We start from the raw sequence: 22,788 nt of genomic DNA on the forward strand, positions 1-22,788 counted from the left end.
TGCGCGTCACGCTCGAAGCGCCGTCCGGCGATGCCGCCCGCGCCGCCTGGACCGACGCCGCCGGACGGTACGCACTCGCCGGCATCCCCGCCGGGCGATGGCGCATCCGCGCCGATCACGTCTCCGAAACGCTCCGTTTCTCGGTCGTCAGCCCCGTCCTCACGCTCACCGAGGCCGTGACGACGCTCCACTTCGAGTTGCCCTCGGACCCGAAGGAATGGCTCGGCGCATCCGACCCCTCACCCTTCCGCACGAAGACCCTCGGCGACATCACGGGCATCCCCCGCGAAGGACGCATCCTCGACGCTTCGGGGCGCGCCATGCCGGGCGTCCGGAGCGTGGTCGAGCGGCTTGCGGAGGGGTTTGTGCGCGGCCTCGTCATGGCGGCGGGACGGCCCGTGCCGGAGGCCGTCGTGCGCCTCGGCGAGGCCCGCGAAGCCGTCACCGATGCGGACGGACGCTTCTTCCTCGACGCCGTGCCGCCGGGCCGGTACGATCTCCACGTCTTGCGCGAAAACGTCCGCCTCGACGCGACGGCCGTGGATATCCGCCCCGGCGAAAACGTCTTCCGCTTCGACCTCACGCGGCGGCCATGACCCCGAACGCTCGGCGCGCCCTTCGTGACGCTCGGGGGCGGCTCACGAGGTATGGGGCGGCTCGCGAGTCGCCCCTGCGGGTGCGTGTATGGTTGATGGCGACGTTCATCTCGAAATGTTCGTTCTCATGCGCTGCGTGGGAACGAACACCATGACGACCGTTTGGGGGATGACGCCCTTCGACGAACAGAGGCGCCCTGCCGCGTGTTCTTTTCCCCAAACCAAAAAGCCGCGCCCGGCGATTCGGACGCGGCTTTGTTTTCGAAGCCCGGAGGCGGAACGAGCCCGCTCAGGCATCCACCGTCGAGGCGTTGAGGAACTCGCGGAGGACGTAGTGGAGGATGCCGCCGTGGCGGTAATACTCCACCTCCACGGGCGTGTCGAGGCGACAGACGGTGGAGAAGGTGACCTGCGAGCCGTCTGCCCGCGTGGCGGTCACCTCGATGGTCTGCCCCGGCGTCACGCCGTCGGAGACGGGGACGTCGTAGACCTCCGAGCCGTCGAGGCCGAGCGTGGCGGCGGTTTCGCCCGGGCGGTACTGGAGCGGGAGCACGCCCATGCCGATGAGGTTGGAGCGGTGGATGCGCTCGAAGCTCTCGGCGATGACGGCCTTCACGCCGAGCAGGAGCGTGCCCTTGGCGGCCCAGTCTCGGCTCGAGCCCATGCCGTAATCCTTTCCGGCGAGCACGAGGAGCGGTGTGCCGTCCTGCTGGTATTTCATCGCCGCGTCATAAATGGGCATGACCTCGCCCGTGGGGAAATACTTCGTGATGCCGCCCTCGGTGCCGGGCACGAGCTGGTTCTTGATGCGGATGTTGGCGAAGGTGCCGCGCATCATCACCTCGTGGTTGCCCCGGCGCGAGCCGTACGAGTTGAACTCGGTGAACTTGACGCCCTTGCTGAGGAGGTACTTCCCGGCGGGGCTGTCGGGGGCGATGGAACCGGCGGGTGAGATGTGGTCGGTCGTCGTCGAGTCGCCCACCTTCACGAGCACGCGCGCGCCTTCGATGGGCTGGATCTCCGGCGTCTCCGGGGTGAGACCGAAGAAGAAGGGGGGCTCCTGCACGTACGTCGATTCCGGGTTCCACTGGTAGATCGAACCCTCGGGGATCTTGAGGTTGTTCCACGTCTCGTTCGATTCCTCGATGCCCTCGTATTCTTTGCGGAAGTATTCGGGCTTGACGCTGGTCCGGATGAGGTCCTGAATCTCCTCACTCGTCGGCCAGATGTCGCGGAGGTAGACGTCGTTGCCGGCGGAGTCTTTTCCGAGCGGCTCGCGGGTGAGGTCGATGTCTACGGTTCCGGCGAGGGCGAAGGCCACGACGAGCGGCGGCGAGGCGAGGAAGTTCGCCTGCACGAGCGGGTGGATGCGGCCTTCGAAGTTGCGGTTGCCCGAGAGCACGCCCGCCGCGATGAGGTTGCCTGCCTTGATGGCGGCGGCCGTCGGTTCGGGGAGCGGCCCCGAGTTGCCGATGCACGTCGTGCATCCGTAGCCGACGAGGTTGAAGCCGAGCGCGTCGAGGTACGGCCAGAGGCCCGCCTCGGCGAGGTAGTCCGTGACGACCTTCGAGCCGGGAGCCATCGAGGTCTTCACGTACGGCTTCGTCTTCAGCCCGCGTTCGACGGCTTTCTTGGCCACGAGGCCCGCGCCGATCATCACCGAGGGGTTGCTCGTGTTCGTGCAGCTCGTGATGGCGGCGATGGCCACGTCGCCGTGCTCGAGGTCGAGCGCGTTGCCCCGGTCGTCGGCATAGTGGCCTTTTGCGTCGAGGCGGTCTTCCGGAAGACCAAAGCCTTTCGGACCGGCAGGCGCGGTGAGCGACTCGTTGAAGACTTTCTTCATCTCCGGCAGGTTGATGCGGTCCTGCGGGCGTTTGGGGCCGGAGAGGCTCGGCACGACGTCGCCGAGGTCGAGTTCGAGCACGTCGAGGAATTCCGGCTCGGGCGTGTCGTCCGTGCGGAAGAGGCCCTGCTCCTTCATATACCGCTCGACCATCGTGACGAGGGCCTCACTTCGGCCCGTGCGGCGGAGGAAGCTGAGCGTCTCCTCGTCGACGGGGAAGAAGCCCATCGTCGCGCCGTACTCCGGCGACATGTTGGCGATGGTGGCGCGGTCGGGCACGCTCATGGTGCTCACGCCGGACCCGAAGAACTCGACGAACTTGCCTACGACGCCGTACTCGCGGAGCTTCTGCGTGACGGTGAGCACGAGGTCCGTGGCCGTTGCGCCTTCGGGCAGGCGGCCCGTCAGGCGAAAGCCGATGACCTCGGGCATGAGCATGTAGATCGGCTGATCGAGCATGACGGCCTCCGCCTCGATGCCGCCCACGCCCCACCCGACGACGCCGAGGCCGTCGATCATCGTGGTGTGGCTGTCGGTGCCCACGAGCGAGTCCGGGAAGGCGATGGGCAGGCCGTCGTCGGCCGGGCGCGTCCAGACACAGCGCGCGATGTATTCGAGGTTGACCTGATGGCAAATGCCGCTGTCCGGCGGCACGACGGAGAAGTTGTCAAAGGCCTGTTGGCCCCAGCGGAGGAACTCGTACCGCTCGCGGTTGCGCTCGAACTCACGCTCGGCATTGATGCGGAGCGCGTCCGGGATGCCGAAGGCATCGACCTGTATGGAGTGGTCGATGACCAGGTGGACGGGCACGCGGGGGTTGATCTCGTTGGGATCGCCGCCGAGGCGAGCCATGGCCGAGCGCATGGCGGCAAGGTCGACCACGGCGGGCACGCCGGTGAAGTCCTGAAGGAGCACGCGGGCGGGCGTGAAGGGGATCTCGGCCCTGGCCGGATGCTTCGGGTCATACGTCGCCAGTTTGGCCACGTCCTCCTCCGTGACGAGGTAGCCGTCGCAGGTGCGGAGGACGGCTTCGAGGAGCACTTTGATGGAGAAAGGCAGGCGGTCGATATTCGTATAGCCGTGCTCGGCAAGGCGACTGAGGCGATAGAGGTAGGCCGGCCCTGCGCCGGTCTCGAACGTGTCGCGGGCGCCGAAGGGATCGTGCTTGCGGATGGGAGCAGCGTTTGCCATAATCGAGAGCGTATCTATGAGAAAGGAAAGGGGCGATGGGGAGGGGAAGATACAGTCTGGCGGCGATATTTGTTCGAGAGCGACCTTTCCGGAGACGGATCGAAGGAGGCCCCGGGGGGTGAAAAAGGAATGAAGCATTTCCATCCGTGAAAAGGGCCCCGGATCGACTTTGCGAAGCGCAGGGTCGGCTTCGTATATTCCCGGTCCGCATGGAACAGCGGCGCGGTTCGCCACGTTCACAGCGGCGCTGACGGGGCTATAGCTCAGATGGTAGAGCGCCTGGATCGCACCCAGGAGGTCAGGAGTTCGAATCTCCTTAGCTCCACGAGCACCAGAGCCCGAGCGCCTGAAAAGGCGCTCGGGCTTTTACGTTTGTGCATGGGCGCATAAAAAAGGACGCTGCCTTCCCGGCAGCGTCCTTTTTTGTGAGGTTGAAAACGCCTCGGCGCGCTCACTTGGTCAGGAGCATGCTCCTGACGATGACGCCGGCGGGCGTGGCCAGGCGCGCGAGGTACAGCCCGCTCGGCAGGTCGCCGGCGAGGAAGCGCACCTCGTGTCGTCCGGCTTCCATCGGCCCATTGGCGAGCATCTGCACCTGCCGCCCCAGCACGTCGAAGACAGCCAGCCGCACGAACTGGGCTTCGGGCAGGTTGAAGCTGATGGTCGTCGTCGGGTTGAACGGGTTGGGATAATTGCCGAGCAGGGTCGGTGATGCCGGCGGCGCTTCGTCGCGTACGCCGGCGACTTCGGCGCGGAAAGCCTGTTCACGCTGCGCGGACTGATAGCCGCCCATTTCGGTGACGATGATGGGTTCTTCCGCTTCGCCCTCGTCCTGTCCTCCGAAGGTCGTGACGCGGGTGGAGTCCGTCGAGCTTCCGAGTGTTCTCTGACCGAGCGCGCGTTGGGCGGACTGGTAGCCGCCCATTTCGGTGACAATGATGGGTTCTTCCGCTTCACCCTCGTCCTGGCCCTGGGCAAGCGCTGGAGAGGTCGCAACGAGCATCAAGAGGGAGAAGACCCAGAGCGTCGGGATGAGCGGACGAGGCGCGAAAAATTTGGTAACGGAGTACATGGTGAAACACCTCCTCATTTTTTTGTGATTCCCGTGCGGCATCATGTGGGGTGAGTCAGGCGTTTCGCGGCCTGTGCCGGGCGGGGAGATCAATAGCTGGAAGGGCGCTTTCGATGTGCGAGGGGATCGAAAGGGGGCCCTGTCTTACAATCGGACGAAAGGAGAAAATGTTAAATTTCCACAGAGATGTGCTTGCAGGCGTGGGGGCGTCCGCGTTGGAAGGGAGGGAGAGAAGCGTGAAACGAAGCGCGACGGGAGCGCTCACTGGGAGTCGCCGATGATAGAGAAGGGGGCCCAGAAAAAGGGGTGGCGCGTGTCGGGGTCTCGGAGGAATTGCCGCTGGATTTCGGCCAGGGCGCGGGCTTTGCCCTGGGCGTCGAGCAGGTTTTCGTAAAAGCCGGTCATGAACGAGGCGCTGACCCGGTCGTCGATGGGCCAGAGGCTGGCCATGACGGTCGGCGCGCCGGCCACGAGGAAGGCCTGGTTGAGCCCGATCCACTCGTCGCCGACGGGGATGTCGGAACTGAGGCCGCCGCTGAGAGCGGTTTCGCAAGCGCTCAGCGTGACGAGGTAGGCGTTCAGGCGCAAACGTCCGATGTCGGCCACATTGAGCGCGCCGTCGTGCAGTTCGAGGCGGGAAAACCAGGGGGCGCGTTGGACGAACGTGCCGTGGGTGGCGATGTGAATGATGTCGTAGTTCTCGGCGAGCTCGATGAGGTTTTCCCGGTTGGCCTGTTCGCCGACGAGCTTCAGGGCGCGGATCGCAGGGAGGCCGGCGATGGCTTCGGCTTCTTTCCGGGAGCCGGGCAGCCGGTTTTCCGGGTCGGCCACGAGGAGGATCGAGCGCCAGAGCCGCGGGTTGTGGGCGCGTGTGATGGCGAGCACACCCGCCGAAGGCGTGACCGAGAGGGCGTACCGTTCGACGAGGAACGTGCCCGAGTCGTCTTGCAGCGCGGCAAAAGGCAGGTAATAGAGCGCGCCTTCGGGCACGAGGTGCAGGTGACGGGTCGAGGGGGGGAGCGCGTCGAGCAACGGGTCGATGAGCCAGGCGTAGAGACGGCGGCTCGTGGGCCGCCACGTGACGCCGTCGGTGTTGGCAGAGGTGGTAATCTGATCCCGGAAAAAGAGAACGGCTTCTTCCAGGTCGTCGGGGGCGACGGCGAGGGGGCGGAAGAAGATGGTGTCCGGCGTGATGACGTAGGCGATGGTGGACGGAGCCTGCCCTTCTCGCGGATCTTCACGAAGGCTGTAGACGATCATGGCCTCGTCCGAGGCGAGGAGGGCGCGCGTCCCGGCGGTCGAGAGCGGCGTGACGTTGAGCATGGCCCGGAGCATCCGATCCTCCGGCAGCCGGTTCAGGGTGACCCGATAGAGCGAATCGGCTTCGCGGTAGGTCTGGGCGAGGTCGGCGGCGCGTGTCCGATCGATGAAGTCGCCAGAGGGTGTGCCGGTGAGGTCCTGGTCCCTGCGGGTCAGTTCTTCGGTGATGGCGCGTTTGCGGCGCTCGGCTTCGATCAGTTGTTCGGCGTCGGCGTCGGCGGTGACGGAGTTGTCTTGCTGTGTCGTAAACAGGAGGTCGCTCAGGCTGCGGCTGCGGGCGCGTTCGGTGAAATGGAAGGCCTCGTCGATGCGGCCCTGCGCTTCGAGGAAGGCAGCGAAATCTTTATAGACCGTCACCTTGTCTTGCACGAAGGCCGCCCGGTTTTCACGCGAGAGAAGGTTTTCGCGCATGATTTCGGTGGTGGCGATGGCTTCGCGGAACGCTTGTTCCGCGGCGTCGCGTTCGCCGAGGCTCCAGTGGGCCAGCGCCAGGAGATGGAGGAGGCGCCACTGCCTGGCAGGTTGCCGAAAGGTATGTTCGAGTCGTTCGGCCTCGCGGAGGTGACGGAGGGCCTGCCGGTAATGCTTTTGCTTCAGGTCGAGGTTGCCGAGAGCGATCTCGAGCCGATAGCGAAGAGGCGTCTCGAGTCCGGCCCGATCAATGACCTTCCGGGCTTCCTCGAAGTGGGTTTGGGCCTCGGAGTAAGCGCTCCGGTTCACGGCGTTCCAACCCAGCTTGAGGAGGATGGAGGCGAGAAGGGAGGGGTGCTCCGTCTGGAGCAGTTCGCGGGCATCTTCGAAATAGGAGGCCGCCTGGGTAAAATTTCCGAATTGACTGTAGGCGCGCCCGAGGCCGAGATAGGACAGGGCCGTCGTCACCGTGTCGGCATTCATGTGCTCGTATTCGAGAAGGGCGTCGTAATAGGATTTGGCCTCGGAGGTGTTGTGCAAGTTGAGGGCGGTGCGTCCGAGACGTTGATAAAGTTCTCGCACGCGGGCATGGCGTCGGTGTGTTTTGGCAAGGGTGAGCGCCTCCTCGTACTGCGTAAGCGCGGCCTCGAAGTTGCCCCACCGGTTATCCACGTCGCCGAGGATCATGCGGGCCATGATCTCCGAAGGCACGGCGCGATGACTCCTGGCGCGTTTGAGGGCGTCGAGGGCGGTGGTGCGGGCAGGGGTGTACCGGCCCATCTGATAGCGGAGATGGGCGAGGGAGGTGAGGGCCTGAAGCTCGGCGCTCAGGTTGGACCAGGCCTCGGCTTCGGCGCGGGCGGTTTCGAGCGCGGTTTCGGCATCGGTGAAGCGAAAGAGTCCATTGAGCGCTGTGCCCTTGAGCACCAGCACCTCGGCATGCTGACGCCGGTTGTGCCGGGCATAGAGCGTATCTGCCTGTTCGAGCAACTCGAGGGCTTCCCGGTAATGTTGCTGGCGTATCCGGATGTCGGCCAACCGGTACAGGTTGACGCCCTCACTGGCGCCGTCGGCGAGGGCGCGGCTTTGCTCGAGGGCAGCCTTGAACATTTGCTCGGCGCCGGTGAGGTCGCCGTATTGCAGCATCAGGGTTCTGCCGAGGTTGCCGCGAAGGATGAGCTCCGCCTGCCGGTTCCCGCGGACCCGGGCGGCCCGGATGCCGGCGTTCAGCACGGTGGTGAGCTTCTCCGGCTGGGCCGTGTAAAAATACAAGCGACCCAGCTCCCGGTAGGCTTCGGGATCGTCGGGAGCGAGACGGGTGACGCGCCGGAGCAGGGAGTCGGCCCTGCTCCAGTCGGAACGGAGGACGGCTGCGTAGCCGAGCCCGAAAGCTGCGCCGAGCGCCGTCGAGTCCTCCGCCAGGCGTTGCCGCCATGTCCGTTCCACCTCGGCGAACCAGGTCGCCTTCCGCTGAGACAGCCCGGCGTCGACGATGAGGCGCGCCAGTGTGGGGTCAAGGGCTTCGTCCCGGCCGATGCGTTGCCAGTGAGGGGCGGCGTCCTCGGGGGCAAGGACCTGCGCCAGCGCGGCTTCGCGATAGAGTGCGCTGTGCGGGTCCGGAAAGGCCCGCGCGGCGTCCGGGCGCGACGTCGTGTCGGGCGGAAGCGATCGGGAGAAAATGCGTCGGCAGGCGTCGGCGCGGCCGGTCTCGCGGCAGATCCTGGCGAGGCTGAGGTAAAGCGGGCGAAGGTCGGGATATCGCGCGAGCAGGGCCTCTCCGGACTCCAGCGCCGAGGCCGGATTCTGGTTGATGGAGTGCATCCAGTCCCAGTAGGCCCGCTGGGAGGCGGACACCGGGGAGGCATCTTCGGACGTCGTGCACCGGGTGAGCGCCAGGCCCGCGATCAATACCGCAATCACATATGCGCCGGCTGGCAGCGTATAGGCACGCTGGTGGCTAACCATACAGGGGGGGGCGGGTTGGTGGCGGGTGCAAAAATACGAAACGCGCGTGAGGAATACGAAGACCGGACGCATGGGCCGAGACCATTTGTGACGGCATTTCGCCTGTCACGATCCCGACGAGGGTCAACTGCCCCGGCGTTCCATTTCAAGCAGGCGTCGGATACGCTCTTCGGTTGGCGGGTGGGTCGAGAAAAGCTTGCGCAGGCCGCTCATGGCTCCGGCGAAGGGGTTGACGATGAACATGTGGGCCGTGCTCGGGTTCGCGTCCATGGGAATGCGCTCGGCGCCCTGTTCGAGCCGGTTCAGCGCGGCGGCGAGGGCCCGCGGCTTGCCGCAGATCAGCGCCCCGTCGTGATCCGCCGCGAACTCCCGGGCCCGCGAGATGGCCATCTGAATCAGCATGGCGGCCAGCGGCGCGAGGATCAGCATCAAGAGCGAGCCGAGGACGTTGTCGCGGTTGCGCCCGCCGCCGAAGAAGAGGCCGAAGCGCGCCAGAAGCGTGATCGCTGCGGCCAGCGTGGCGGCGACCGAGGAAGTCAGGATGTCGCGGTTCTTCACGTGTGCGAGCTCGTGCGCGAGGACGCCTTCGAGCTCTTCCGGGCTGAGCATGCGCACGATCCCTGTGGTGACGGCCACCGCCGCGTGCGCCGGGTTGCGTCCCGTGGCGAAAGCATTGGGCTGATCGGAGGGGATCACGTAGACTTTGGGCATCGGGAGGCCGGCGCGCCGACGCAAACGGTCGATGATGGCATACAACTCCGGCGCCTCCTCCGGACCCACCTCCCGCGCCCGGTACATGCTCAGCACGATCTTGTCGCTGAACCAGTAGCCGGCGAAGTTCATCGCGACGGCCACGCCGAAGGCCAGGATCATCCCGCTCTCGCCGCCGAGTTGACGCCCGATGAGCGCGAAGAGGACGATCATTACGGCCATCAGGGCCGCCGTGCGAAGTGCGTTTGAAAACATATCTATTTCACCAGGTTCTTTTTCACAGGGAAAACCCTTCTGTCGGGGCGCACGTTCCCGCGCGACTTCCGTGCCGGATCGCGGCTTCTGCCGGAATGTCAGCCGAGCAGGTGTGTGACCACCATGACGTCATAGAGGGCGTGCGTCCAGGCGGCCACGCCGAAGCCGCGCGCGAGGAAGAGCGCGTTCATGACGAGACCGAAAAGGAAGCGGAAGGTGAAGGACGGAAGCGTGAAGGCGTCGCCGAGCGCGCCGAGGTAGTGCACGGCGCTGAAGACGGCCGCGCCCGCGACGGCAGCCGTCAGATAGGCCGCGCTGCGCCGCTCGAAGAGACGCCGGAGCCCCACGTACAGCCCGCCGACGAGGAGCACACGGAAGACGAGTTCCTCATACAGCCCCGCGCCGATGGATAGGGTGAGCATCGTCCACAGGTCGGGCGAGGCCGCTTGCGCCGGTCCGACGGCAGAAAGCCCGACCCGCGCGGGCGCCGCCGAAAAGATCAGACCCACGACGCTCGAGACGACCACCGCCGCCACGACGGCATAAACCGCGCTCTCGGCGATCATCCAGCCGAAGTACGAGGGTCGGATCGGGAGCTTTTTCTTGCGCTCATACAGAAAGACGAAGCTGCCCGCCACGAGCACGACGAGCCCCACCGACGCCATGCCGGTGACGCCGAGGTGGAGGAGCACTCGCTTGATCCATACTTCGGCGCCGACGTGCACCTCATAGGCCGAGCCCCGGTTGACGAGAACGATCAGCACCTCGTAGAGCGCGAGCAAGGGCAACACGCTGAGGAAGCCGTACGTTGCCGTGCGGGTGAGGCGGTGGTACGTCAGTCGCTCCGGGGGGAGCGGCGCGACGGCAGGGGATTGCATGAGCGAAGGGTTTTCGTTCGAAAAACTGCGCTAGGGCACGAGACGGATTTCGATCTCGGCGTCGGCGGTGAGGTCGAGCGCCCGCGCGACGGCCTCGGATACGTCCATGACGCAGCAGTCATCGAGGGGGCCCCGGTCGTTGACCTCGGCAAAGGTGCTCCGTCCCGTGGCGGGGTTGGTCAGGAGCACGAGCGTGCCGAGGGGAAGCGTCCGGTGACTGACGGTGAACCGCGCCGGGTCGTACGGATCGCCGCCGGCGGTGAGGCGTCCGGCAAACGTCGGCGGGTAGACGAGCACGCGTCCCCTCGCCCACACCTCCGGCAACGCGCCTTCGGGCCGGGGAGCCGTGGTGGAGGCGGACGGGATGCGGAGCGTCTGCCCGACACGGATCCGGTCGCTTCGGAGCGCATTGGCCCGGCGCACGGCGTCGACGCTCACCCCGTGCCGTGCGGCGATGCGGAAAAGGGTGTCGCCGCGCCGGACGACGTAGGGCGCCGTGGCGAAACGGGCCGGAAGGCGGATCGTGCGTCCCGCCTCGAGCGGCGCCGTGAGACTGTCGTTGAGGACGAACAGCGTATCCGCCGGAAGCCCGAAGCGCTGCGCGACGGAGTAGAGCGTCTCGCCCGGACGAACCGTGTACGCGGCATAGCGCCTTGCGGTGGTGTCCGGGAGCGCCGTGTCCGGTGCTTCGGCAGGGTTCGGCGCCGAGACGATCAGCCGTTGCCCGACGCGGATGCGATCGCCGGAAAGCCGGTTCCAGCGGCGCAGTTGCTCCACGGAAACGCCCTGTTCCCGCGCGATGCCAAAGAGCGTGTCGCCGCGCCGGACGACGTACGTGTCGGCGGGCTGCGCCACCGCCGCGCCGGCCGCGAAGGCCAGCGCCAGCAGAGCCGACAGGGCGATACGAAGGAAGGAATGCATGGTTACGGAGGACGGCAGGCGTGCGGGTCAGGCGTCGTCTTCAAAGCCGAGGCCCTGCGCTTCGGCCAGGGCGCTCTGAAGCTCGGCGCGCGCGTGGAAGTCGTGGCGGGCTCTGGCGATGCCGCGCCGGTACGCCGCGACGGCGTCGTCGCGGCGCCCGAGCTGCTCGTAGAGCTTGCCCAGATGATAATAAACGCCTATATAGTCCGGGTCGTCTTCGGCGAGCGCTTCGAAAAAAGCGAGCGCCCGGTCCGTATCTCCCCGTTTGAGGTATTCTCCGGCCAGCGCAAAGCGGGTGAACGAGTCGTCCGGGTCTTCTTCATGGAAACGGAGCAGCGCTTCGAGACGGTTTTGCGGCATATTCCTTGCGAAAACAAAGGTTAGAGAAGGATGATGAGCCTTTCGGTTGCCAATGAGTGTCAATTTCCCGAAAATGGAGGCAAGAACTTCCCGGCTCCGTGAAGATGACGCTACGCGGCTATCTTCCCCGAGATCCTTCTGTGGTATTTGTGTGTCGAAACGATGTTTAAAAAGTGGCCGAAAGCGGTCGTTTGTGATCGAAAATACCCTTTACAGAGCATCTGAAGGTGAAGGGGGCATCCGTCCCCATACCGGCGTGGGTGCGCTTCACGGATGCCGGACCGGCGTCGGGAGGTGCGGCCCACTTCGTTTTATTATGTCTCCTCTGCACGCTTTCCCGATGTCCCTCGTTCGCGTCTTCACCGCGTTGCTCGTCGCGCTCCTCGCGCTGACGGGGCCGCCGCGTCGTGCCCTGGCGCAGCCCTCGGATGCGAACGGCGTGATGGTGGAGGTGCGCACGATTAACGTGCAGATGCTCCGGCTCTCGGACTTCGATCCCATTCATCCGGAACGCTCGCCGGTCTTTCTGAGCATCACCATCGTCAACGATGGGCAGGAGCGCGATCTGAGTGTGGAGGTGCGGGCCTCTTCGGATCAATATGGGCCCCTGGTGACGGGTGTGAAACGGATCGGGGTCGTCATGCCCGGCCAGATCATTCAGCTTACCAACCAGGACTTCGAGAACTATGAGGTTGAGGATGCGGGCAATGAAGTCGTGAAGATTGCGCTGGCGCGCGGCGTGCTCCCGGCCGGAGACTACCTCTTCGACGTGCGGGTCTTCGACCATACCGTACGCCCGCGCGGCGACCTGATCTCGGAAGAGGAGGGCATGATCGTGACGGAGAATCCGAGCCGGCAACTCGACCTGCTCGGCCCCGGCACGCCCTTCGGTCAGGAGCCGGACGTGCTGGCGACGACGTTCCCCATCTTTCAATGGAGCTCCGATGCCCGGCAATTCAACTTTGCGCTCTATGAGGTTCGCCCGGGACAGCGCTCGCCGGAAGACGTGGTCGGCAGCCGCCCGGTTTTTGCCATCCGGGACAGCCTCATGGCGACCACCGTGTTGCCGTATCCGAGCTTCGCCGAGGAACTGAAGGGAGGGCAGACGTATGCCTGGCAGGTCGAGGCCATCGTTCAGACGGCAGCGGGCGAAGTGACGTTTCCGAGCGAGTTGTACTGGTTCACGGTGGAACGCGAGGAGGATCTGACGACGGACGTGCAGGGAGGCGGGTCGATCGGCGCGCCGCCGCTTCCGGGCAGCGAGGTGCTTCGCGTGGAGGTGGAGCCGCAGGAGATCACCTTGCAGCCCGGAGCCTCGTTCCTTTTCCGCACGACGGCCTATGATGCGAGCGACCTCCCCGTCCTGGCAGCCGCGCCGGTGTGGAGCGTGCAGCCTCCTTCGGCGGGCTCCATCGATGAGACCGGTCGCTTCACGGCAGGGGAAAACGAGGGCGTGGCGGCCATCAGGGCGCGCATCGGCGACGTCTCGGATTTTGCAACCGTGTTCATCGAGTACCCCGAAGCGCTCGTAGAGCCGATCACGTCCTTGCCGCCCGTCGATAGCACCAGGCTTAAAGACGAAAGCGTAGCCGCCGCCGATTCGACGGTGGCGGATTCCTTACGCGGCGTCGGCGTGCACATCGTCTTCCCGAGTGAGGAACAGCAGGTCTTCGAGCCGAGCCTCACGGTCGTCTGGCAGACGGCCGGCGCGGATACCTCTCAGACGTTGCGCTACCGGGTCAGCGTATGGCCGACCGAACCGAACCGCCCCGTCGACGAGGTCCCCGACGTGACGCCGCTCGTGCAGCAAACCGTTCAGCGCGCCACGGCTATGCTTTATCCCCCGGGTGCGCCGCCGCTGGAGCCGGGGCGTCCCTACATCGTTCGCGTGGACGTGCTCGACGGCTCCGGAAACGTCGTCGCGCAATCCACGCCGGTCCGCTTCATGATGGTTCCGCAGGACAAGGTGGGCTGGGATCTGCGGCGGACCTGGGATAACGCGATCCGGCAGGGGCGGCTTCAGGCCGTCATCACCCTGCTCGCGGAACTGCGCACCCCCACGCTCAGCCTTCTCGACCGGCAAGCCCTGCTCAACACCGGCGTACGGATCGACCTCGAGGATGGACCGTGGCTCCAGCTTTCGACGCCCGTCAACAGCATCCCCGATCTGGTTCAGCTTCCGTTCCTCCGCATCCTGACCTTGCCCGCGCCGCCGTGGTTCTCCGGCGCTTCCGAGGCTGAGGTCGCTTCGGCGGTGGAGCCCGGCGCTTCGGCATCGACGAAGACGAGCTCTGCCGCAACGCATGCCCCGCGCGCATCCTCCGGGGCGACGCCCGTCGGGGCCGAATCGGTCGGAGTGGCCATCTTCGAGTTTGGCTTCGACGAAGAGGCCGTGCGCGCGCTCCTGGAGGAACGCGGCATCCCGTTTCGCACGCATTCTTTCCGTCGCGATCTTCGGATCGACGGGCGCAATTCCCGCGCCGCCGCGCACGGCCTGCTCACCATGCGCGCCCTCCTCGACTATCTCCCCCCGGAAGCCGAGGTGCACCTTTTTAACTTTGAGACCGAGATCGAATTCCGCGCCGCCCTCCGCTTCGCCGTCGATACGCTCGGCGTGCGGGTGGCTTCCAGTTCCGTTTCCTGGATGGATGCCTATGACGACTACGACGGCACGGGGTATCTCTTCGGAAGCACTCTCGGCGAGATCGTAGGCGACCATGCCGTGCTCGTCGCCGCCGCGGGCAACTTCGCGCGGAGCCACTGGGAAGGGACCTTCGCCGATACGGACAACGATCAGGCGCACAACTTTACCGACACGGACAATTTCCTGGAGATCGAACTCGACGGCAGTGAGGTTTACAATTTCCTTCTGAGCTGGGACGATTGGGCGAACCCGGAAGTCGACCTCGACCTGTATTTGTTCGATGAGACCGGCGAGGCGTTGTACGATGCGTTTGGGCAGCCGGTGAAGTCGATCAACCGACAAGGGGAGCGTCAGTTTGAGAAGCCGACGGAACGCATACGGAGCTTCACGCCGCCGTACCCGGGCGCCCGGAAGTATCGTCTGCGGATTGCCGCGCACCGTTTGAAGCCCGGCGCTCCGCCGCCGCATTTCGAGTTATACATGTACCCGTGGCCCGAGGGCGGGATGCCCGAAGCGCAGCCTGAAAGCAGCCTGGCCAGCGGGCTGGCCGTGGCGCGCTCGGCTTCCGTGGTGCCCGTGGGCGCTACCGACTTCGTGCACAGCTCGCAGGGGCCCACGAATGACGGGCGCATCCGTCCCGACTTCGCCGCCGACGGGGTGGTGCGTGTGGGCGAGACCGAGGCGATGTGGCCCGTGGGCACCTCCTTCGCCGCGCCTCGGGTGGCTGCTGCCTTCGCGCACGTCTTCAGCCGGCATCCCGACTGGTCGGTGTCCGAGGCAATTCGCTTCGTGCGTCGCTTCAGTTTGAACGGCGACCAGGGGGCGGTCAAAGACAACCGGTATGGCTGGGGACCCATTGACTTCGACCGCTTGCGGGCTGAGCTCGAATAACTCTTTGGCTCCTCTTGCGCCTGTCGTTCGAAACGACGCTACTTAAGATTTCCCCTCTCCGCAGCCGATAATAGCGGCGTGCAACCCTGCCCATTCCCCACCTCGGTTCACCCACTGCGGCACGCCGTGCAACTTGACGTCTCCGGTTTTTGTTATACCTTTGGGTGAACCGTGCAGCGCGTACTGAAAGTGTATGGCGCTTCCGTCCCTATATTCACCGCATGTGCAACAGGGCTTTAGTGCTTCGTCCGCTTGACTTGCACGTGTACTGATCTCCCATCGATGACTGCTACCCCCACACCCCATGCGGAGGACCAGGACTGGGTCCAGCGCATTTTTGATGGAGATGCCGAATCCTGGAACCGGTTTGTCAAACGATATTCCGACCGTATCTGGCGTCGATCATGGCAGCTGTGCTATGAGGCTTGTCCACACAAGCAGGGCGGCGTTTTTTGCGTGTTTCACGCGTTGTCTGCCGGCGGTGTGCAGCCGATCAGCGACGATCGGCGCAGCTGTGACGACGGCCTGGAAATTTACGCGTTCATCTTTGACTATCTGTACAAACGGGACCAGCGCACCGGAAAACTGAAACACTATGACGGTCGCGCCAAGCTCGACACCTTCGTTTCCGCCGTGCTCCACGGTCATTTACGCACCGACTGGATTCGGCACCGACGTCGGCTTCGGGTCGATCAGATAACCCTCCCTCCGGAAATCCAGCGGCTCTCGCAAGAGGACCAGAAAGTGTTTAAACAAATGGTCATGCAGCGCTCGACGGAAACGATTGCGCGGAACGTGGGGCTTTCGGTCAAGGAGACCGAACAGGCTCAAGAACGAGTCACGCACGCGCTGATGACCAACGGAAACCTACACCTGATCTTGCGCAATCCCGAAGGCGCGCTTGAAGACGCCGGAATGTTTGCCGACAGCGACACGCCTCGCATCATCCCGATGAGACGGGCTGTCGATCAGATATGGGAGAAAGTGTGCCTGCTGATCGGAGAATTGCCGGAACATCAGAAGATCTTGCTTGACATGGTGTTCGACAAAGAGCTGGATGCGAAAACCATTCTCAACCGGTGCGAAACCCTCAGGTTGGAACTGCCGGTGACACCCCGAAGCGGCAACGTCACCATTCACACCGTTTATCAATCCATTGACAGCATTCTCAGAACGCTGGGCAAGCAGTTGCAGGAACGCTTTCCCGAAGTGCTCTCGGATGCGCTCAACTGGCTGGAAGATGACAGCCTCGGGTCTTTCGGATCCGTTTCCGTGAAGGGTCTGAAAGCGTTGTTGAAGAACATGGGCATTGGGTCGAATTTTCCTCCTACGCAAGACGAAAGGCGAGCCTCAAACACCCGTTCAGGATCATGATGATGACTGTAGAAAAAACCTTTCCGAACAGCAAATCGGGCTGCCCGATCAATCAGATGACCTTCGGCGAGATCGTTCGGTATTTGCAGGGGGGATATGAGCCGCCGGTTCAGCGTGCAATCGCCTCGCATGTGCAGTTCTGCAATGCTTGTGCCGCCGAACTGGAGCGCGTCAAGGCCCTGCGTAAGGTGGGACGGCATCTCATGGATGAGCACCTCGCAGATTTCGCCGAAGAGGCTGTTTCGGAAGAACCGCATCTGGAGCCGGCGTTGCTGGCTGCGTTCGTTGATCGAGAACTTGCGCTGGAGGAAGCGGAGAAGGTGGTGGCTCATCTGGCTTCGTGTCATGCCTGCTATCAGCAGTTTGCAGCCGTGACGCGCGAGGTCGAGCGGCCTGTGCCGGCCCGGTACAAGACGCCTGTCGAAGCGATGGAACCTCTGCTGGCGCCGGAGCCGACCGCTCCCGTGGATCTCGGAGCGCCGCTCCGCGAACTCTGGAATCGTGTCGCCGCATGGAGCGAACGCGTTCTGGGGGGACCCTGGCGCGCCCCGGCTGCCGCTCTTGCGCTCGGTATGCTCGTGATGCTGGCCATCCTGCCGAATCTTCACCGATCCAATGTGATTTCCTTGCAGGCCGTGCAACAGGCTATTGCCAACCCGGATCAGGTCGTTAGCGGCGAAATGCCCGGCATCACCCTCCGAAACGATATCTTGATCATCACGTCCGAGGCGGGAGAAGAAGTGGTCTTTACCTGGCCCGCCGTGAAAGAGCGGCCCGTGTCGAACTATCGCGTGGGCGTGTATGACGGGAAGGACCAGTTGGTCCTGGAGAAGGACGTGAAAGAAACGCGGTGGGAGATCCCCACGACGACCTTTGAGCCTGGAACACGCTATACGATCAACGTCGTCGCCTTTTATGAAGGGGGCGGAGTTCGCCCGGTCATTCGCGGACAAAAAATTGAGCGTGCCGAGTAGCCCTTGCGGCTTCCTCGCCGGATGAGGCGCCGTTTTTCAAGGCTCATTCCCCGAAACGATCGTATCCGCCTCCGTCCTTTTCCCAGGGCGGAGGCGACTTGTTTTTCAGGGCGAGGCGGATTGCCGAAGCGCTTCCCGGTCTTGACGAGCGCACACCGGGCGCGATTTAAAAAACGACGATTTCTGCCGATACAAAGAGCACGTTCAGTGACGTTCGCGGAAAGGCGATTCTTCGGGCGTCATGTTTTGTTGTATCGGGCCGATCCTCTTCGAGAGACGCCGCATCCATCGCAAGATCATGAGCAACGCCGTAGCGCTCCCCCACACGCACCTGACGAGCCGCCGGACCCGGAAAGCAGGCAGGCCCCTCTTTTCAAACCGGTTCCGTTTTCCCGGACAGCGGTTCTTCTACGGGCGGGCGCGGCTGTTTGCGGACCGGGTGGAGTTGAGAGGGTGGGGTTTACGCGGGCGTTTCGTGCGAATCATCCCCCTCCGCACCATCGAGCGGGTGGAGTGGTGGACGGGGTCGATGCTGTGCAATCTGGAATTCTGCATGGAGGACGGCAAGACGTTCGGGATCTGGGTGGAAGGCGCGGGACGCTGGAAATTCGCCATCGACGGAAATGCCGTTCAGACGTTGCATCGCGCCCCGGCCATGCCGCAAGTCATGAAGGCCGTGGCCGCCTGAGGATGCGCTCACATCCTTAAGTTTCGATACGGACCCCCGATGCTTAATTGCGCCGGGGGTTTGTTGTTTATGCGGTATTTTGTTTCTTCAGGTCGGTCTCACACGGGGACAATAAGGTTATTTCTGCCCGGAAGTCGTTCGAGGAAAAGGAGCCATGAGGCTGATCGTTAGCCGTTACGTGCCCTGGATTGCCGGCGTCCTGCTGGCATGGGGCGCGCTCGTACCCGGACTTCTGGAGGCGCAAAGCCTGGAGGGCCCCTGGCGCATTCACAGCCCCGCGCCCGACACCCTGATTCAGGACGGCAACCTGTTCGTCGTCGTTTCCGTGCGTGGCGGAGAGGCGCTCGACCCCGAGTCGGTGGCGCTCTATATCGATGGGGCCGATCTCACACGGCAGGCCAAAATCTCGGAGACGTCCATCCGTCTTCTGTATAACCGATCGCTGGGGGGCGGGCGGCACGAAGTTCGGATCTCCGCGCGGAGTCAGCAGGGCGATCCGCTGCCGGAACTGCGGTGGACCTTTGCCGTGGAGGGGCCGCCGGCGGGAGCGACGCCCCGTCTGGCGGCCGGTCGCCGGTTCGAGTTCTCCGGCAATACGATTATCGACACGCGCACTTCCGACTTTTCGGGTCGCCGCGATCTGCGGCAGGAGCCGCTCCGAACCTACGTCTTTCAGGCCGATGCCGAGGGGCAATACGGCGCGTTCACGTTTCCCGTACGGGTCTATCTGACCACGGACGAGAACGGACGGACGCAACCACGGAACCGCTTTCTCTTCGGGCTTCGCTCCGAGCATCTGACCCTGCTTTTCGGAGACACCACGCCGCTGTATAACCCGCTCATGATCGACGGCGCGCGCACGCGCGGGCTGCGAGGCGAAGTCAAGTTCAACCCGATCCGGCTCTCGGCCGTGCGCGGACAGCTCCGACGCGGCATCACCCCGCTGTTTGAGCCGGACTCGACGTTCTTGCCCGGCACCTTCGAGCGAACGCTCACGGCGTTCCGCCTCGGCATCGGCAGCGAGCGATCCGTGCTGTGGAACCTCAACGTGGCGCATGCCCGGGACGACCCCGCTTCCATCTCACTCACCGACGCGCTCGAACTCGGCATCACGCCGATGGAAAACCTGGTTGTCGGCAGCGACCTGGCGCTTCGGCTCTTTCGCGGGCGTTTTCGCCTCGAAGGCGGCGCGGCGCTCAGCATCACCACGGAAGACCTCTCGCGCGGCGCGGCCACGAAAGCCGAGATCGATTCGCTCTTCGACGTGAACCTGCCCCTCGATCCGGCTTCGTACGACTGGCTCATCACCATCAATGCTTCCACGGTGCCGCTCCGGGTCGATAAGCTGTCTTCGCTGGCGTGGTACGTGCGGGGCCGTGTTTCGACCTCCGGACACACGCTCACGGCGGAGTTTCAGGAGGTCGGTGAGGCCTATTCGTCGTTCGGCAATCCGTTTCTATTGAACGACCGGCGCACGATTACCGTCACGGATCGTTTCAGGGTGCTCGGCGACCGCGTCTCCGGCACGTTGCGGTATCGCCACTATGGCACGCCGCCTCGAAGCAACCCGTTGCTGGCAACGCTCACGGCCGATCTGTTTTCGGGGCAACTGGCCCTGTCGCCGTGGCGCGGGCCGACGTGGTTCTACGTGGGCGTGCGCCTGCACAACCGGGGCGCCACCGCCGACGGCACGGGCGAGCAGCGCACCGACACGCGTGTGGCCTCGTACTCGGCGGGGGGCTATCACCTCGCACGCACCGGCGGCTTTCAGCACGGCATCAACCTTTCATACACGTACACCGATCGGAGCGACCGCGTCCTGCCGAGCCTCGACAACACGACGCAGGCCTTCACCTTCGGGCTCAACGAGCAGTTCCCGTTTCCGCTTTATCTCAACCTTCAGGTCAACCGGTTGCGGGTGCGCTCGGGAGCGGACGAGACACTTCAGGATCTAACGACGCTTTCGGGGCGGATCGGCTATCGGCTGCCGAAGCCCGAACTCAACGTCTCGCTCGGGCTTCAGAACACCCATACCGCCGAGACGGAGCTGCTGCTGCTGGCGGCCGAGAGTTCGGTGCTCATCCCTTCCTCGGACCGCTCCTCCCTCTTTTTGCGCGGCGTCTATCGCGTGCGGGGAAACATGGAAGTGGAGCTTCAAGTCGGCTACGATGCCTATCGCGGGGATGCCGAGTATACCGACCGGTACGTCATCCTTCGCCACCGGTACACGTTCTGACGGCGCGCTCACCAGCCGCCGCCCGCCCCGCCGCCGCCGAAGCTGCCTCCGCCGCCGCCGAAGCCTCCCCCACCGAAGCCTCCTCCGCCGCCGAAACCGCCCCCGCCGTGCCGTCCACCGAAGCCTCCGCCCCAGATGATGATGGGGGGGCCGCCGTGCCGTCGGTAGGTGCGTCTCTTCCGGTGGCCGTTTCCCCCCTTTCCCCCTTTCCCTCCTTTGTCCCGCATGGCGGAGATGACGAAAAAGAGGATGATGAGGAGGATGAAGATGAGTGTGAAGTTGGGACCTCCGACGCCGCGGGAGGCGCGCGGCGTGCGTTCGGCAATATATTCGCCCCGGGCCGCCCGTATGAGCGCGTCCACGGCAGCGGAGAGGCCGTCATAATAGCGCCCTTGCCGGAAGTTCGGGAGGAGGATGTTGCGCACGATCCGGGCGGCGACGGCGTCGGGGATGGCCCCTTCGAGGCCGAAGCCGGTGGCGATGAACACCTTCCGGTCATCGCGCGAGACGAGGATCACGACGCCGTTGTCTTTGCCTTTTTGTCCCACGCCCCACTTCCGCCCGAGCTCGACGGCATAGTCGGAAGCCGGGACCCCGTTGAGGCTCGGCACGGTCACGACGACGATCTGGGTGGAGGTCGTGTCTGCATAGCCGGAGAGCTTCCGGCTGAGGAGGCGTTCTTCGGTGGGGGAGAGCAGGTCGCCCGCGTCCGTCACCCACCGGCCCGAAGGCGGGAGCACGTCGATGCGCTGTCCCCGCGCCGTCGTTGCGAGGCTCAGCGCAAGCAAACATCCGATCCATCCGGCTTTTATCCAGCGCACGTTGACCTTCCTCTCAGTTGAAATCGACGGTGGGAGCTTTTTCCGATCCGGGCGCGGCCTCGAAGGGTGTCCGGCGCTCGAAGCCGAAGAGGCTTGCGATGATCGACGCGGGGAAGCGCCGTACCTTGGTGTTGTAGGCGCGCACGGCTTCGTTGTAGTCCCGCCGCGCGATGTTGATGCGGTTTTCCGTGCCTTCGAGCTGTGCCTGAAGGTCGCGGAAGGCTTCGGTGGCGCGAAGCTGGGGATAGTTCTCGGCCACCACGAGCAGTCGTCCGAGCGCGCTTCCGAGTTGGTTCTGGGCTTCCATGAATGCCTGCACCTTGGCGGGGTCCGTGAGATCGTCCGCCGAAAGGTTGATCGACGTGGCGCGGGCGCGGGCGTTCGTGACCGCTTCGAGGGTGCTGCGCTCGAAGTCGGCGGCTCCCTGCACCGTGTTGACCAGGTTCGGGATGAGGTCGGCGCGGCGCTGATACTGCGTCTCGACGTTGGCCCAGGCCTGCTCGACGCGCTCCTCGGCATCGACGAGGCTGTTGTAGGTGCTGCATCCGGCACAGCCGGCAAAGCCGACGAGCAGGAGAACGGTCAGAAGAGCAAGGGTTCCTTTGCTTCGCATAGAGGTCGGGGATCAGGGTTCGGTGGAGCGGGGCGAAAAGACGCCGGGGAATATACGCACGAATCGCCACCGGACATACGGGCGGCCACGCGCGGGGTTTCTCGGTATGAACAAACCGCCCGGCGACAGGGAAGGGCCGGATGCGCGGGGCGGCGGGCATGCGCGGGAGATCACCAGTCCTGCAGACGACCGATGTTGAACTTGCGTCCGAGGCGTCCGATCTGTTCGGGGTCGATCGCTCCGACAATGTTCAGAAAGACGGTCTCGTCATAGCCCGGTTGAACGACCATGACGACCATTCCCGCGATCTCGCCGTCGTGAACCTTCACGTGCATGTCCACCTGCTCGTCGTCCTTGCGCACGCGGATGACGGTGTCCCACCCTTCGGCTTCGAGGCGGTCGGCCATCTCGGAGGCGCGGCGGGCCACGTCGTCGAACTCGGAGCGGCGGAGCGGGAAGCCGCGCACCTGAACGGCCCGGAGTCCGGCGAGCATCTCGGCGAGGTCGGGGTCCTCATAGCGGGAAGCTTCGGCCACGAGGCGGAGGAGCGGGCCCTTGATGCTCACTTCGAGGGTGGGCGATGCGTCGAACCAGGCCTCGAAGGTGCGGAGGTCCACGTAGCCGGGGGCGTCTTCGAGCCGATCCTGGGCGTGGACCACGCCGGTCAGGCCGAGGAGAGAAAGCCCGTAGAGAAGGATTCGGATGCGCATGATGCTTTTTGCGTTAAGGCGATCAAAGCCGTGAGAGCTATTCGGGAGGGGGGGGGCTGAACGCGTCGAGCGCTTCGTGCATGGGAGCGAAGACGTGCGCGTCGAGCACGTCGCGGTGCACCGAGGCGCCCGTCTGACGCCCGACTTCGGAGAGGTAGGCGAGCGTCCATTTGACCTCGGCGAGCGCCTGTTCGACCGCGACGCCGCCGGGCGCGGGGTGGGGCGGACGCGTCACGAGCGCCGCCAGGACCACGAGGGCGACGAGGACGGCCATCGCCAGGGCGGGACGGGCCGTGTGCCGCCAGGCGCGGGCG

17 protein-coding genes and 1 tRNA gene are annotated in these 22,788 nt (G+C 64.7%); 7 read left to right on the top strand and 11 right to left on the bottom strand.

The features are described 5' to 3' along the window. Positions 1–596, top strand: a 596-nt coding sequence (locus AC1HIY_RS04645; protein ID WP_479575544.1) for a carboxypeptidase-like regulatory domain-containing protein, incomplete at its 5' end; no start/stop codon positions are given. A gap of 289 nt (positions 597–885) precedes the next feature. On the opposite strand, the gene acnA is transcribed toward AC1HIY_RS04645, so the two are convergent. Beyond that, on the bottom strand, positions 886–3,630 hold the full coding sequence (gene acnA / locus AC1HIY_RS04650; protein WP_479575545.1) for an aconitate hydratase AcnA: 2,745 nt from the start codon (positions 3,628–3,630) through the stop codon (positions 886–888). A gap of 252 nt (positions 3,631–3,882) precedes the next feature. On the opposite strand from acnA, the gene AC1HIY_RS04655 reads away from it, so the two are divergent. Beyond that, positions 3,883–3,955, top strand: a tRNA-Ala gene (locus AC1HIY_RS04655). Between the two features lie 126 nt (positions 3,956–4,081). Here AC1HIY_RS04655 and AC1HIY_RS04660 read toward each other — a convergent pair. From AC1HIY_RS04660 to AC1HIY_RS04685, 6 genes are all read right to left on the bottom strand, one after another. After that, the gene (locus AC1HIY_RS04660; RefSeq protein ID WP_479575546.1) at positions 4,082–4,702 is read right to left on the bottom strand and encodes a T9SS type A sorting domain-containing protein; all 621 of its coding nucleotides are present in this window, start codon (positions 4,700–4,702) and stop codon (positions 4,082–4,084) included. Between the two features lie 261 nt (positions 4,703–4,963). Beyond that, a complete protein-coding gene (locus AC1HIY_RS04665) occupies positions 4,964–8,353 on the bottom strand; it encodes a CHAT domain-containing protein (protein ID WP_479575547.1) in 3,390 nt (1,129 codons plus the stop codon). 168 nt (positions 8,354–8,521) lie between these two features. After that, complete coding sequence (htpX, locus tag AC1HIY_RS04670; RefSeq protein WP_479575548.1) at positions 8,522–9,364, bottom strand: zinc metalloprotease HtpX; 843 nt, start codon at positions 9,362–9,364, stop codon at positions 8,522–8,524. Positions 9,365–9,462: 98 nt separating this feature from the next. Then, entirely contained in the window at positions 9,463–10,242 is a 780-nt protein-coding gene (locus AC1HIY_RS04675; RefSeq protein ID WP_479575549.1) for a CPBP family intramembrane glutamic endopeptidase, read from the bottom strand. Between the two features lie 30 nt (positions 10,243–10,272). After that, entirely contained in the window at positions 10,273–11,163 is an 891-nt protein-coding gene (locus AC1HIY_RS04680) for a septal ring lytic transglycosylase RlpA family protein (RefSeq protein ID WP_479575550.1), read from the bottom strand. Between the two features lie 27 nt (positions 11,164–11,190). After that, complete coding sequence (locus AC1HIY_RS04685; RefSeq protein ID WP_479575551.1) at positions 11,191–11,523, bottom strand: tetratricopeptide repeat protein; 333 nt, start codon at positions 11,521–11,523, stop codon at positions 11,191–11,193. A gap of 340 nt (positions 11,524–11,863) precedes the next feature. Here AC1HIY_RS04685 and AC1HIY_RS04690 point away from each other — a divergent pair, with 340 nt between their 5' ends. From AC1HIY_RS04690 to AC1HIY_RS04710, 5 genes are all read left to right on the top strand, one after another. Then, on the top strand, positions 11,864–15,058 hold the full coding sequence (locus AC1HIY_RS04690) for a S8 family serine peptidase (RefSeq protein WP_479575552.1): 3,195 nt from the start codon (positions 11,864–11,866) through the stop codon (positions 15,056–15,058). Positions 15,059–15,340: 282 nt separating this feature from the next. Next, complete coding sequence (locus tag AC1HIY_RS04695; RefSeq protein WP_479575553.1) at positions 15,341–16,432, top strand: hypothetical protein; 1,092 nt, start codon at positions 15,341–15,343, stop codon at positions 16,430–16,432. Continuing rightward, positions 16,429–17,406 (top strand): zf-HC2 domain-containing protein, encoded by a 978-nt coding sequence (locus tag AC1HIY_RS04700; protein WP_479575554.1) that lies wholly within the window; start codon positions 16,429–16,431, stop codon positions 17,404–17,406. Before AC1HIY_RS04695 ends, AC1HIY_RS04700 begins: the two co-directional genes overlap by 4 nt. Positions 17,407–17,704: 298 nt before the next feature. Then, positions 17,705–18,094 (top strand): hypothetical protein, encoded by a 390-nt coding sequence (locus tag AC1HIY_RS04705; protein WP_479575555.1) that lies wholly within the window; start codon positions 17,705–17,707, stop codon positions 18,092–18,094. Positions 18,095–18,248: 154 nt separating this feature from the next. After that, positions 18,249–20,330, top strand: a complete 2,082-nt coding sequence (locus AC1HIY_RS04710) for a hypothetical protein (protein ID WP_479575556.1) — start codon at positions 18,249–18,251, stop codon at positions 20,328–20,330. A gap of 8 nt (positions 20,331–20,338) precedes the next feature. Here AC1HIY_RS04710 and AC1HIY_RS04715 read toward each other — a convergent pair whose 3' ends face one another. From AC1HIY_RS04715 to AC1HIY_RS04730, 4 genes are all read right to left on the bottom strand, one after another. Beyond that, entirely contained in the window at positions 20,339–21,151 is an 813-nt protein-coding gene (locus tag AC1HIY_RS04715; RefSeq protein ID WP_479575557.1) for a TPM domain-containing protein, read from the bottom strand. Between the two features lie 13 nt (positions 21,152–21,164). Next, positions 21,165–21,764, bottom strand: coding sequence for a LemA family protein (locus AC1HIY_RS04720; RefSeq protein ID WP_479575558.1), 600 nt, complete (start codon positions 21,762–21,764; stop codon positions 21,165–21,167). 170 nt (positions 21,765–21,934) lie between these two features. Next, entirely contained in the window at positions 21,935–22,474 is a 540-nt protein-coding gene (locus tag AC1HIY_RS04725) for a DUF4252 domain-containing protein (protein ID WP_479575559.1), read from the bottom strand. 37 nt (positions 22,475–22,511) lie between these two features. Continuing rightward, positions 22,512–22,788 (bottom strand): hypothetical protein (locus tag AC1HIY_RS04730; RefSeq protein ID WP_479575560.1); only part of this gene is annotated, 277 nt, incomplete at its 5' end.

The sequence above is a fragment of the Rhodocaloribacter sp. genome (assembly GCF_056451265.1).